The sequence below is a fragment of the Pseudomonas entomophila genome (genome assembly GCF_018417595.1).
Taxonomy (GTDB): domain Bacteria; phylum Pseudomonadota; class Gammaproteobacteria; order Pseudomonadales; family Pseudomonadaceae; genus Aquipseudomonas; species Aquipseudomonas entomophila_C.
Genome location: NZ_CP070982.1, coordinates 5820220 through 5833455 on the forward strand (window position 1 = coordinate 5820220; position 13236 = coordinate 5833455).

10 protein-coding genes and 1 pseudogene are annotated in these 13236 nt (G+C 65.0%); 4 read left to right on the forward strand and 7 right to left on the reverse strand.

Annotated elements, in window-relative coordinates; translation table 11 throughout:
* A complete protein-coding gene (locus JYG34_RS25585; RefSeq protein ID WP_213658886.1) occupies nucleotides 1-1395 on the forward strand; it encodes a NorM family multidrug efflux MATE transporter in 1395 nt (464 codons plus the stop codon).
* Between the two features lie 64 nt (nucleotides 1396-1459).
* Here JYG34_RS25585 and JYG34_RS25590 read toward each other — a convergent pair.
* A pseudogene (locus JYG34_RS25590) lies at nucleotides 1460-3138 on the reverse strand (putative bifunctional diguanylate cyclase/phosphodiesterase).
* 306 nt (nucleotides 3139-3444) lie between these two features.
* Between JYG34_RS25590 and rep the strand changes: the two are divergent.
* The gene (gene rep / locus JYG34_RS25595) at nucleotides 3445-5454 is read left to right on the forward strand and encodes a DNA helicase Rep (protein ID WP_213658888.1); all 2010 of its coding nucleotides are present in this window, start codon (nucleotides 3445-3447) and stop codon (nucleotides 5452-5454) included.
* 221 nt (nucleotides 5455-5675) lie between these two features.
* A complete protein-coding gene (gene xpt, locus JYG34_RS25600) occupies nucleotides 5676-6248 on the forward strand; it encodes a xanthine phosphoribosyltransferase (protein ID WP_213658889.1) in 573 nt (190 codons plus the stop codon).
* Between the two features lie 109 nt (nucleotides 6249-6357).
* Here xpt and JYG34_RS25605 read toward each other — a convergent pair whose 3' ends face one another.
* From JYG34_RS25605 to dadA, 5 genes are all read right to left on the reverse strand, one after another.
* Nucleotides 6358-8217 carry an acetyl-CoA hydrolase/transferase C-terminal domain-containing protein gene (locus JYG34_RS25605; RefSeq protein ID WP_213658890.1) on the reverse strand — a complete coding sequence of 620 codons (1860 nt, stop codon included), beginning with the start codon at nucleotides 8215-8217 and terminating at the stop codon, nucleotides 6358-6360.
* Nucleotides 8218-8427: 210 nt separating this feature from the next.
* A complete protein-coding gene (locus JYG34_RS25610; protein ID WP_213661256.1) occupies nucleotides 8428-8832 on the reverse strand; it encodes a c-type cytochrome in 405 nt (134 codons plus the stop codon).
* A 154-nt stretch (nucleotides 8833-8986) separates the two neighbouring features.
* Nucleotides 8987-9535, reverse strand: coding sequence for a cupin domain-containing protein (locus JYG34_RS25615; RefSeq protein WP_011536384.1), 549 nt, complete (start codon nucleotides 9533-9535; stop codon nucleotides 8987-8989).
* 108 nt (nucleotides 9536-9643) lie between these two features.
* A complete protein-coding gene (alr, locus tag JYG34_RS25620) occupies nucleotides 9644-10717 on the reverse strand; it encodes an alanine racemase (RefSeq protein WP_213658891.1) in 1074 nt (357 codons plus the stop codon).
* Nucleotides 10718-10901: 184 nt separating this feature from the next.
* Nucleotides 10902-12206, reverse strand: coding sequence for a D-amino acid dehydrogenase (gene dadA, locus JYG34_RS25625; RefSeq protein WP_213658892.1), 1305 nt, complete (start codon nucleotides 12204-12206; stop codon nucleotides 10902-10904).
* A gap of 155 nt (nucleotides 12207-12361) precedes the next feature.
* On the opposite strand from dadA, the gene dadR reads away from it, so the two are divergent.
* The gene (dadR, locus tag JYG34_RS25630; protein WP_003258963.1) at nucleotides 12362-12850 is read left to right on the forward strand and encodes a transcriptional regulator DadR; all 489 of its coding nucleotides are present in this window, start codon (nucleotides 12362-12364) and stop codon (nucleotides 12848-12850) included.
* 4 nt (nucleotides 12851-12854) lie between these two features.
* Here dadR and JYG34_RS25635 read toward each other — a convergent pair whose 3' ends face one another.
* Complete coding sequence (locus JYG34_RS25635) at nucleotides 12855-13208, reverse strand: YkgJ family cysteine cluster protein (protein ID WP_213658893.1); 354 nt, start codon at nucleotides 13206-13208, stop codon at nucleotides 12855-12857.
* Nucleotides 13209-13236 lie beyond the last annotated feature (28 nt).

A 13236-nucleotide genomic window follows, 5' to 3' on the forward strand; every position in this document is an offset into this window, starting at 1 on the left:
ATGCATGTCGCGCCCACCACCGAACTCAAGGCTCTGCTGCGCCTGGCCGGGCCACTGATCGCCTCGCAGCTGGCGCACATGCTGATGGTGCTGACCGACACCCTGATGATGGCCCGCATCAGCCCTCAAGCCCTGGCCGGTGGCGGCCTGGGCGCGGCGAGCTACTCGTTCGTGTCGATCTTCTGCCTGGGGGTGATCGCCGCAGTCGGCACCCTGGTGGCAATCCGCAAGGGCGCCAACGACATCGAGGGCGCCACGCGCCTGGCGCAGAGCGGCCTGTGGCTGGCCTGGGGCCTGGCCATCGTCTCGGCGCTGGTGCTGTGGAACCTCAAGCCCGCGCTGCTGCTGTTTGGCCAGAAGCCGGAGAACGTCGACTCGGCGATGCAGTTCCTCACCCTGCTGCCGCTGGCCCTGCCCAGCTACATGACCTTCATGGCCCTGCGCGGCTTCACCAGCGCCCTGGGCCGCTCGACGCCGGTGATGGTCATCAGCCTGGCCGGCACGGTGCTCAACTACCTGCTCAACCATGCGCTCATCGAAGGCATGTTCGGCCTGCCCAAGCTGGGCCTGATGGGCATCGGCCTGGTCACCGCGCTGGTGTCGCTGGGCATGGCCGTGTCCCTGGCGCTGTATATCCGCTGGCACAAGGCCTATGAGCAATACCCGCTGCGCAAGGGGCTGTGGCGGCCTTCGCTGCCGGCGCTGCGCGAGCTGTGGCGCCTGGGCCTGCCGATCGGCGGCACCTACATGGTCGAAGTCGGGCTGTTCGCCTTCGCCGCCCTGTGCATGGGCGTGCTCGGCAGCACGCAGTTGGCGGCGCACCAGATCGCCCTGCAGATCGTCTCGACCGCGTTCATGGTCCCGACGGGGCTTTCGTACGCCGTGACCATGCGCGTCGGCCTGTACTACGGTGCTGGCAACCTGCTCGCGGCACGCAGCGCCGGGCGGGTGGGTATCGGTTTCGGGGCGTCGCTGATGCTCGGCTTCGCCGTGTTGTTCCTGGTGCTGCCGAACGAACTGGTGGCCTTGCTGGTGAATCGCCACGACCCGGCCTTCGCGCCAATCTTCCAGCTGGCGGTGCAATTGGTGATGGTGGCGGCGTGGTTCGAGCTGTTCGACGGCGTGCAGACCATCGCCATGGGCTCGATCCGGGGCCTGAAGGACGCCCGCACCACCTTCCTCATCGGCGCGGTGTGCTACTGGCTGGTGGGCGCGCCGTGCGCCTGGCTGTTCGCCTTCACCCTGGGTGGTGGCGCGCCGGGTATCTGGTGGGGCCTGGCGTTGGGGCTGGCGTGCGCCTCGGTGGCGCTGACGTTCGGCTTTGAATGGCGGATGAAGCGGATGATCGGCAAGGCGGGGGTTAGCGCGAAAGCAGCGGTCCCCGCACACCTGTAGGAGCGGCTTCAGCCGCGATAAGGGCAACGCGGTGCCTGGCACCCGCTTTGCGGGTGATCGCGGCTCAAGCCGCTCCTACAGGATGTCCAGCAGGCGCGGCGGCTGTGACTGCGACAGGTACTCGATCAACGCCGCCACCGGTAACGGCCGGCTGACCAGGAAGCCCTGCACCTGGTCGCAGCCGAACGCCCGCAGCAAAGCCATCTGCTCCTCGCTCTCCACGCCCTCGGCCACCACCTCCAGGTTGAGGTTGTGCGCCAGGTTGATCATCGCGTGCACCAGCTTGCGGTTCTCTTCGCGCTGTTCCATGCCACCGACAAAGCTGCGGTCCACCTTGAGCAGGGTGATCGGCAGGCTGTTCAGGTGCACGAACGAGGAGAAGCCGGTACCGAAGTCGTCCAGCGAGAAGCGCACGCCCAGGCGCCCCAGCGCGTCCATGGTCTGGCGCACCAGCTCGTTGCGGCGCATCACCGCGGTTTCGGTGAGTTCGAATTCCAGCCAGCGCGCATCGACGCCATGCTCGACGATCAGCCGGCTCAGGGTGGCCAGCAACTGGCTGTCCTGGAACTGGCGGAAGCTCAGGTTGACCGCCATGTGCAGCGGCGCCAGGCCGCGTTCGCGCAGGGCCTGCATGTCGCTCAAGGCGCGGGAGATCACCCAGTAGCCCAGCGGCACGATCAGGCCGCTCTGCTCGGCCAGCGGGACGAACTCGCTGGGGGCCAGCAGGCCACGCTCGGGGTGGTTCCAGCGCACCAGCGCCTCGAGGCCGACGATGCGCCCGTCAGTGAGGTTCAGGCGCGGCTGGTAGTGCAGCTCCAGTTCGTCGCGGCGCAGCGCGCGGCGCAATTCGCTTTCCAGGTCGGCGAGGCTGCGGGCGTTGCGGTTGATGCGCTCGTTGAACACGTGGAAGGTGCAGCCCTGGCTGCCCTTGGCCTGGCGCATGGCGATGTGCGCGTGCCACATCAACGGGTCGGCGCCCGCCTGGGCGCGGGCATGGGCGATGCCCAGGCTGCAGCCGAGCAACAGGCTCTCGCCGTCGATCCAGTAGGGTTCGGTCAGCGCTTCGACAATACGCTCGGCCATCCACTCGGCGCGGTTGGCATCGCGGCGGGTGTCGATCAGCAGGGCGAACTCGTCGCTGCCCAGCCGCGCCAGCTGGTCGCCAGCGGCCAGCTGCGCCTTCAGCCGCGCCACCACCTGCAGGATCAGGCGATCGCCACCTTGATGACCCAGGGCATCGTTGACGTGGCGGAAGTTGTCCAGGTCGAGGTGGCCGAGGGCCAGGCCACGTCCGTCGTTCTCCGCCAGCCGTGCCGTGAGCAAGGCCTGGAAGCCTTGCCGGTTGGCGATGCCGGTCAGCGGGTCCTGCTCGGCCAGGCGCTGCAAGGTGGCGACCAGCACACCGCGCTCACGCACATGGCGCAGGGAGCGGCGCAGGGCATCGCTGCTCAGTTGCGTCAGCACCAGCCAGTCGCTGACCCCCACCGGCGTAGTGGCCGGTTCCTGCTCCAGCAGCAGGATGGTCGGCAGCTCGCAGCGCCCCGGCGCCGGCTGCAGCGCCGGGGTGGCCAGCACCACGGCCTGGCGGTCGTTGGCGAACAGGCTGTCGACCGCCGCCCAGTTGGGCGCGGTCAGCAGCACCACTGTACCGTCCAGTGGCTGCAGGCACTCGCGCAGACGCGCGGCCCATTCCGGCTCATCGGCCAACAGCAGCAAACGCAGAGGTTCGGCAGGCGTGGACAAGCGGGCTCCTTAGACGTGGCGGTGAATCGACGGGCGCGGCGTATCCTACCGCATCCAAGTGAAAATGATTTTCACTTTTAGTCATGGCCATGCCCTGGCCGCGAACCCGACGTATTTTGACGTGCATCCTGCGCGAAACCCGCGCAACCGGCAAACAGGATTTCGGGGATTTGCGAAAGGATCGGCAGCCACTGGCGGCGACCAAGCCATGAGAAAACATTGACTCACGCGTCAGACGGTCGCGCCACAACCGCGCGAGGCCTGTTAGAATGCGCGGCTATTTTCTGGCGACCCCCGGTTTCTAGCATGTCCCGACTCAATCCCCGGCAACAGGAAGCCCGTGACTACGTCGGCGGCCCTCTTTTGGTGCTTGCCGGTGCAGGCTCGGGCAAGACCAGCGTGATCACGCGCAAGATTGCCCACCTCATCCAGAACTGCGGCATCCGCGCCCAGTACATCGTGGCGATGACGTTTACCAACAAAGCCGCGCGCGAGATGAAGGAGCGGGTCGGCACCCTGCTGCGTCCAGGGGAAGGCCGGGGCCTGACGGTGTGCACCTTCCACAACCTGGGGCTGAACATCATCCGCAAGGAGCACGAGCGCCTGGGCTACAAGCCGGGCTTCTCGATCTTCGACGAATCCGACATCAAGGCGCTGCTGTCGGACATCATGCAGAAGGAATACTCCGGCGACGACGGCATCGACGAGATCAAGAACATGATCGGTGCCTGGAAGAACGACCTGATCCTGCCGCCTGAAGCCCTGGAAAAGGCGCGCAACCCGCGCGAGCAGACCGCCGCCATCGTCTACACCCACTACCAGCGCACGCTCAAGGCGTTCAACGCGGTGGACTTCGACGACCTGATCCTGCAGCCGGTCAAGCTGTTCCAGGAGCACCCCGAGGTGCTCGAACGCTGGCAGAACCGCGTGCGCTATCTGCTGGTGGACGAATACCAGGACACCAACGCCAGCCAGTACCTGCTGGTGAAGATGCTGATCGGCATGCGCAACCAGTTCACCGTGGTCGGCGACGACGACCAGTCGATCTACGCCTGGCGCGGCGCCCGCCCGGAAAACCTGATGCTGCTCAAGGAGGACTACCCCTCCCTGAAGATCGTCATGCTCGAGCAGAACTACCGCTCCACCAGCCGCATCCTGCGCTGCGCCAACGTGCTGATCGCCAACAACCCGCATGCCTTCGAAAAGCAGCTGTGGAGCGAAATGGGCGTGGGCGACGAGATCCGCGTGATCCGCTGCAAGAACGAGGAAGCCGAGGCCGAGCGCGTGGCCATGGAAATCCTCACCCTGCACCTGCGCACCAACCGCCCGTACAGCGACTTCGCCATCCTCTACCGGGGCAACTACCAGGCCAAGCTGATCGAACTGAAGCTGCAGCACCACCAGGTGCCGTATCGCCTGTCGGGCGGCAACAGCTTCTTCGGCCGCCAGGAGGTGAAGGACCTGATGGCCTACCTGCGCCTGTTGGTGAACCCGGACGACGACAACGCCTACCTGCGGGTGATCAACGTGCCGCGCCGCGAGATCGGCTCGACTACCCTGGAAAAGCTCGGCAACTATTCCACCGAGCGCGGCATCTCGATGTACGCCGCCAGCGAGGAGATGGGCCTGGGCGAGCACCTGGACGCCCGCTACACCGAGCGCCTGCAACGCTTCAAGCACTGGCTCGACGGGGTGCGCCACAAGGTTGCCCTGGACGACCCGATCGCCGCGCTGCACGAGATGATCCGCGACATCGACTACGAGAACTGGATCCGCCAGCAGACCGCCAGCGACAAAGCTGCCGAGTTCCGCATCAGCAACGTCTGGTTCCTGGTCGAAGCGCTGAAGAACACCCTCGAGAAGGACGAAGAGGGTGACATGACCATCGAGGACGCCATCGGCAAGCTGGTGCTGCGCGACATGCTCGAGCGCCAGCAGGAAGAGGAAGAGAACGCCGAGGGCGTGCAGATGATGACCCTGCACGCCTCCAAGGGCCTGGAATTCCCCTACGTGTTCATCATGGGCATGGAGGAGGAAATCCTCCCCCACCGCTCGAGCATCGAGGCCGACACCATCGAAGAGGAACGCCGCCTGGCTTACGTGGGCATCACCCGCGCGCGCCAGACCCTGGCCTTCACCTTCGCCGCCAAGCGCAAGCAGTACGGCGAAATCATCGACTGCACCCCCAGCCGGTTCCTCGACGAACTGCCGCCGGACGACCTGGCCTGGGAGGGCCTGGACGATGCCCCCGTGGAAGTGAAAGCCGCGCGCGGCAACAACGCCCTGGCCGATATCCGGGCAATGCTCAAACGCTGACCAACCATTACTCTTTAACTTTGCCGCTTCTTGCGGCCACGGTGGCTTGTATGGTCGATTTGTGAGTTCAAATTCGAGTGCCAGGGTTCGGCACACAAGGCGACACGACGAGTCGTAGCCCAGCTACGGCGAGGAGTGGCAACGCAGTGTGACGAAGTCTGGCGCCGAAGTTGGACTTACAAATCGGCCATACAGGCCACTCATTACATCGGAGATACACAGTGGAAGCACTGCAGCAGAAGATTCGCGAAGAAGGCATCGTGCTTTCCGATCAGGTCCTGAAAGTCGATGCGTTTCTCAACCACCAGATCGACCCGGCGCTGATGCAGTTGATCGGTGACGAGTTCGCCCGCCTGTTCGCCGACTCCGGTGTGACCAAGATCGTCACCATCGAAGCCTCGGGCATCGCCCCGGCGGTGATGACCGGCCTGAAGCTCGGCGTGCCGGTGATCTTCGCCCGCAAGCACCAGTCGCTGACCCTGACCGAGAACCTGCTGACTGCCTCGGTGTACTCCTTCACCAAGCAGACCGAGAACACCGTGGCCATCTCGCCGCGCCATCTCAACAGCAGCGACCGCGTGCTGGTGATCGACGACTTCCTGGCCAACGGCAAGGCCTCGCAGGCACTAATCTCGATCATCAAGCAGGCCGGCGCTACCGTGGCCGGCCTGGGTATCGTCATCGAGAAGTCGTTCCAGGGTGGCCGCGCCGAGCTGGACAGCCAGGGCTATCGCGTCGAGTCGCTGGCCCGGGTGAAGTCGCTGGAAGGCGGAGTGGTCAGCTTCATCGATTAAAAGCCTTGCGCGTACCCTGTGGGAGCGGGTTTACCTGCGAATGCGATGTTGAATCCACCAACGCATTCGCGGGTAAACCCGCTCCCACAGGGGCCAGGGAAGCCCAGCTTCATCGGGTCACCTGCAACCCCGCCAGCAACAAGCGCTGGTACAGCTCCTCCTTCAAGCCCTGCGGCTCCGCCAGCCCCATGCGCGCCAACTGCGCCGCATAGGCCTCGGGCGCTGGTGCGTCCAGCGCAGCCTTGCCCAGCTCCAGCACCTCGCTCAACTTGAACTTGCGCTTGAGCCAGTTCAGCGCTCGCAGCAGGTCGCGCTCTTCAGCCGTGAAATCACTGCCCAACGGATACTCCGGGAACAGCTGCGGATGCCGTGCGCGAATCGCCTCCAGGCGCTCGGGCGTGTTGTCGGTGTAACGCGCATCCAGCTTGAAGTCCTTGGCCAGCTTGCCCGCTGCCTTGGCCTGCTCTATCAACTCACTCTGGAACCGTGAATCGCTGATCGCCAGCAACCGCGCGATCACCTCGCTGTCGGTCTGACCACGCAGGTCGGCGATGCCGTACTCGGTCACCACGATATCGCGCAGGTGACGAGGGATGGTGCAGTGCCCATAGGTCCAGAACAGGTTCGACGTAACCTCGCCGCCCGCCTCGCGCCAGCTGCGCAGCAGCAGGATCGAGCGCCCACCCTCCAACGCATGGCCTTGGGCGACGAAGTTGTACTGCCCGCCGACGCCGCTGAGTACCCGCCCGTCCTCCAGCTGGTCGGCGACCCCGGCACCGAGCAAGGTCATGCCGAACACCGTGTTGATGAAGCGGGCGTCGCGGCGCTGGCGGCGCTTGAGGTCTTCCTGGCCGTAGAGCTCGTTGATGAAGCTGATGGCAGACATGGCGAAACGCGCGCGCTGTTCCAGCGGCATCTCGCGCAAGCGCTGGTAGAAGGCCCGAGGGCCAAGGAAGAAGCCGCCATGGATCAGCACGCCCTGCTCATCCGCCGGGCGGCGCACCACGCCAGCCTCGGCCAGGGCCAGCAGGCCATTGACGAACATCTCGCTGCAGCCGTACAGCCCCTGGGCGAACGTATCCAGCCCCCCTTCCCGCTCGATCAGCGCCTGCCACGCGCCGACATCCAGTTCATCGAGCAGCGCACGATAGCCGGCGTTGTCGCCCTGGCGCGCCAGCAGCGCGGCGGTCACCGCATCGCCCATGGCGCCGATGCCGATCTGCAGAGTGCCGCCGTCGCGCACCAGGGTGCTGGCATGCAGGCCGATGCAATGGTCCTGGGTGTTCACCGGCATGTTCGGCGTGGAAAACAGGCGGCGCCGCTCTGGCTGGTCGATCAACAGGTCGAACTGCTCCAGGCCCAGCTCCGAATCGCCGGGCATGTAGGGCAGTTCATCGTGGACCTGCCCTAACACCAGGATGGTTTCGCCCGCAGCCCGGCGCCGGGCGATCATCGGCAGCAGGTCGAGGGTGATGTCGGGGTTGCAGGCCAGGCTCAGGTGGTCAGGACGCTCGGGCGTTGCCGCCACCAGCTGGGCGATCAGGTTCAGGCCCTTGGCGTTGATATCGCGGGCGGCGTGGCTGTAGTTGCTGCTGATGTAGTCCTGCTGTGCGGTGTCGCTGTGCAGCAGGCTGCCGGGCTGCATGAAGAACTGCTCGACGCGGATGTTCGGCGGCAGTTGGTCATTGCGCAGGTCGGCGAGGTAGGTGAGCTCCTCGTAGTCGGCGAATACGCGCTCGACGAAGGGTTCGAGGAAGCGCCGCTGCAAGCCGTCACCAAGGGGTGGGCGGCCGAGGGACAGGGCGGTGTAGATCGTCAGATGACGCTCGGGCAGCTCGCGCACCCGTGCATAGAGCGCGTTGACGAAGGCGTTGGGTTTGCCCAGGCCCAGGGGCAGGCCCAGGTGGATATGGGTGGGCAGGCGGGCCAGGGCCTGCTCGACGGCGTGGTCGATGGAGTAGAGATGCATCGGGGGCCTCCTGAGTCGTCCTTGGGGTCAGGGATTGGACAGGGGTTCAAGCGGGTTGGTTGCCTGTTCAGGCCCTTTCGCGGCTTAAGCCGCTCCTACAGGGACCGCGCTATACCTGTAGGAGCGGCTTAAGCCGCGAAAGGGCCGGCACAGGCAACCCAAAAACAAAGCCCGCCATCAATGGCGGGCTTTGCGCAAATCAGGTCCGGCCTACAGCCCGGACATCTTCTTGATCGCACCTTTCAGGTCATCATCCGAGCAGTCCGCGCAGGTGCCTTTCGGTGGCATGGCGTTGATCCCGGTAATGGCCTTGGCCAGGATGCCGTCGAGGCCGCCCTGGTGGTCGGCGCGCTCTTTCCAGGCCGCGGTGTCGCCGATTTTCGGCGCGCCCAACAGGCCGCTGCCATGGCACGCATTGCAGTGTTTGGCGATGATGTCGTCTGGTGTCTTGGCGCCACCGCCACCCGCCGTGGCGGCCACTTCCATGCCCTTGCACTCCTGGCCTTGGACGCACACCTGGCCTACCGGTGCCAGGCGCTTGGCGATTTCATCGTTGGTCGTAGCGTTTGCATTGATTGCCCAAAGGGCGAAAACGGCTGCTGGTATGGCCAGCATCTTCTTGATTTGGTTCACGCGAACACCCTCATGGTGGCTAATCACGCCCGCGGCCACGGAATTGCGAGCGTTGAAAAGTATAGCGGCACTCCTGAAAGCGTGGAACAACCACACTCGGGGAAAGGGTATTGGAAAATCAATGCACTGCGCTGGATCAAAAGTTCGACGGGGTCGCCGCGCTGATCAGCCGTGCCGGTTCCTCGAACGGGTTGCGGAAACGGTGCGGGCGGGTGCTTTCGAAGTAGTAGCTGTCGCCGGCCTCGAGTATGAACGTCTCGGTACCGACCACCAGTTCCAGACGGCCCTCGAGCAGGATGCCGGTCTCCTCGCCGTCGTGGGTAAGCATCTCTTCACCGGTATCGGCCCCGGGCGGGTACACCTCGTTGAGGAAGGCGATGGCCCGGTTGGGGTGCGACTTGCCCACCAGCTTCATGGTCACCGCGCCGTCGGAGATATCGATCAGCTCATGGGCCTTGTAGACAATCTGGGTCGGGCTCTCGGGCGCCAGCTCGACCGAGAAGAACTCGACCATGGACATGGGGATGCCGCTGAGCACCTTGCGCAGGGAGCTGATCGACGGGCTCACGCTGTTCTTCTCGATCATCGAGATGGTGCTGTTGGTCACGCCCGCGCGCTTGGCGAGTTCGCGCTGGGACAAGCCCTTGAGCTTGCGGATGGCTTGCAGTCGTTCACCGACGTCCAAAGCGTGGGCCTCCAGAAACGGTCGAGGTGGGGGAAGTGTGAACGATATGATGGCAATGCCGTTCAGTATTTACAACACACCGCCCCGCAGCCTGTCCGCTTCGGCGCCTTATTCGCCGATATAGTCCAGCGGCACGCGCTTGAGATTGCAGAAGATCTGGTAAGGAATAGTGCCGGCCTGCATCGCCACATCGCTGGCCAGTACCTGCTTGCCCCACAGCTCGACCGGGCTGCCGACGGTGGCCTCAGGCACTTCGGTGAGGTCGACGCAGAGCATGTCCATCGACACCCGGCCGATCAGCTGGGTGCGCTTGCCGGCCACCACCACCGGGGTGCCAGTGGGTGCCTGGCGGGGGTAGCCGTCGGCATAACCCATGGCGACCACGCCAACCCGGGTCGGGCGCGGGCTGATGAACCTGGCGCCGTAGCCCACCGGCTCGCCGGCCGGCAGTTCACGCACGCTGATGATGCGCGATTGCAGGGTCATCACCGGCTGCAGGCGGGCCGCCTCGGCCTGCTCCACTTCGAAGGGCGTGGCGCCGTACAGCATGATGCCCGGGCGCACCCAGTCGCTCTTGATGCTCGGCCAACCCAGCACCGCCGGCGAGTTGCGCAGGCTGCACTCAGCGCTGAGGCCCTGGCGGGCCGCCTCGAACACCGCGACCTGCTGCTCGGTTGCAGCGGCGTCGAGCTCGTCGGCACGGGCGAAGTGGCTCATCAGCACGATGCGCGACACCTTGCCGCTGGCCAGCAGGCGCTGGTAGGCGTCCTGGTAGTCCTTCGGGTGCACACCGACCCGGTGCATGCCGGTATCCATCTTCAACCAGATGGTCAGCGGCTTGCGTACCGTCGTTTTTTCCAGCGCTTCCAGCTGCCACAGCGAATGCACCACGCACCACAGGTCGTGCTCGGCGATCAGTGCCAGCTCGCTGGCCTCGAAGAAGCCCTCGAGCAACAGCACCGGCGCCTTGATACCCGCCGCGCGCAGCTCCAGCGCCTCCTCGATGCAGGCCACGGCGAAACCGTCGGCTTCGGTCTCCAGGGCCAGGGCGCAACGCACCGCGCCATGGCCGTAGGCGTCAGCCTTGACCACGGCGAGGGCCTTGGCGCCGGTCAGTTCACGGGCCAGGCGGTAGTTGTGACGGAGGGCTTGGAGGTCGATCAGGGCACGGGCGGGACGCATGGCGGCAGCCTTCTGGCAGTTCTGGTTATCGGTAAAGCCCCGGCGCGGCAGATGGGGGTAGGTACCCACCGCGCCGGGGTGAGGGAACAGTGTCGATTGCTTCGCGGCTAAAGCCGCTCCTACAGGTTTTTGTACTCACCCCTGTAGGAGCGGCTTCAGCCGCGAAGAGGCCGGTACAGGCGCCTTATTGCTGATGGACCGGCGCGCTCTGCCCGTGCTTGGCCACCTCGCGGCTGTTGCCATAACGCGAGATGTCCAGGCCTTCGGCGCTGATCTGCGGCTTCTTGCGCGCGATCAGGTCCGCCAGCAGGCGACCGGAACCGCAGGCCATGGTCCAACCCAGGGTGCCGTGACCGGTATTGAGGAACAGGTTACGGAACGCGGTGGCACCAACGATCGGGGTACCGTCCGGAGTGGCCGGGCGCAGGCCGGTCCAGAAGCTGGCCTGGCTCAGGTCGCCGCCGCGAGGATAAAGGTCGTTGACGATCATCTCCAGCGTTTCGCGCCGACGCGGGTTCAGCGACAGGTCAAAACCGGCGATTTCAGCCATGCCGCCAACGCGGATGCGGTTGTCGAAACGGGTGATGGCGACTTTGTAGGTTTCGTCCAGGATGGTCGAGGTCGGCGCCATGTCGCCGTTGGTGATCGGCACGGTCAGCGAGTAACCCTTGAGTGGGTACACCGGCGCCTTGATGCCCAGCGGCTTGAGCATTTGCGGCGAGTAGCTGCCCAGGGCCAGCACGTAGCGGTCGGCGGTTTCCAGCTTGCCGTCGATCCACACGCCGTTGATGCGGTCACCGGCGAAGTCCAGGCGCTGGATGTCCTGGCCGAAGCGGAACTCGACACCCAGCTTGATGGCCATGTCGGCAAGCTTGGTGGTGAACAGCTGGCAGTCGCCGGTCTGGTCGTTGGGCAGGCGCAGGGCACCGGCGAGGATACCTTTCACGCTGTCCAGGGCCGGTTCAACGCGGGCGATGCCGTCGCGGTCGAGCAACTCGTATGGCACGCCGGACTGCTCCAGCACGGCGATATCCTTGGCCGCGGCATCCAGTTGCGCCTGGGTGCGGAACAGCTGGGTGGTGCCCAGGCTACGGCTTTCGTAGGCGATGCCAGTTTCGGCGCGCAGTTCGTCGAGGCAGTCGCGGCTGTACTCGGACAGGCGCACCATGCGCTCCTTGTTCACCGCATAGCGGCTGGCGGTGCAGTTGCGCAGCATCTGCGCCATCCACAGGTACTGGTCGATGTCGCCAGTCAGCTTGATGGCGAGGGGCGCGTGGCGCTCGAGCAGCCACTTGATAGCCTTCAGCGGCACGCCCGGGGCGGCCCACGGCGAGGCATAGCCGGGCGAGATCTGGCCAGCGTTGGCGAAGCTGGTTTCCATGGCCACCGCCGGTTGACGATCGACCACCGTGACCTCGAAACCTTGCCGGGCCAGATAGTAGGCACTGGCGGTACCGATCACACCGCTACCAAGTACCAGAACTCGCATTGTTTATCCCTCGCACGCGGCTTGCCGCAGACTTTTGTTGATATGGCATGGATGCGCGCAGTATAAGAATCTCCGACCAGTGCTATTCACTATATAAGCGCCTATATTTGGCGAGAATTCTCGGCAATATCGCCTTTGACGGAGGGGCATCCCCTATGAGAACCCAGCACCAGAGCAAACGTGAACTGGACAAGATCGACCGCAACATCCTGAGGATCCTGCAGAATGACGGCCGCATCTCCTTCACCGAACTGGGCGAGAAGGTCGGGCTGTCCACCACCCCCTGCACCGAGCGCGTGCGCCGCCTGGAGCGCGAGGGGATCATCATGGGCTACAACGCCCGCCTCAACCCGCAGCATCTCAAGGGCAGCCTGCTGGTGTTCGTCGAGATCAGCCTGGACTACAAGTCCGGCGACACTTTCGAGGAGTTCCGCCGCGCGGTGCTCAAGCTGCCCCACGTGCTGGAGTGCCACCTGGTGTCGGGTGACTTCGACTACCTGGTGAAGGCGCGGATCTCGGAAATGGCGTCGTACCGCAAGCTGCTCGGCGACATCCTGCTCAAGCTGCCGCACGTGCGCGAATCGAAGAGCTACATCGTGATGGAAGAAGTGAAGGAGAGTCTGTGCCTGCCGATTCCGGACTGAAGCGTCAGACCAGTACCTGACGGGTCGTGGCGATGAACTGGTGGACCAGTTGCTCGGCCTCGGGTTCGATCGGCTGCGCCGGGCCGCGACCGCGAGGGCAGGCCAGGCGCGGGGTGGTGCCGAACAGGCGGCAGATCATCGGGCGCTCTTCATAGACCGTGCAGCCGTTCGGGCCCAGGTGCACGCAGTCCAGGCGCTCCAGGGCGGCTTCCTGCTCGGCCTGGGTCTTGCGCGGCAGGCGGGCCATTTCATCAGTTGAAGTGGTAACCGGGCCACAGCAGTCATGGCAGCCGGGCTCGCACTCGAATGAGGGGATGAGTTCACGCAGGAAGTGGATCTTGTGGCGGTTGCAGGACATGGCGGCGCATCAGGAGGAATTGGCTGGA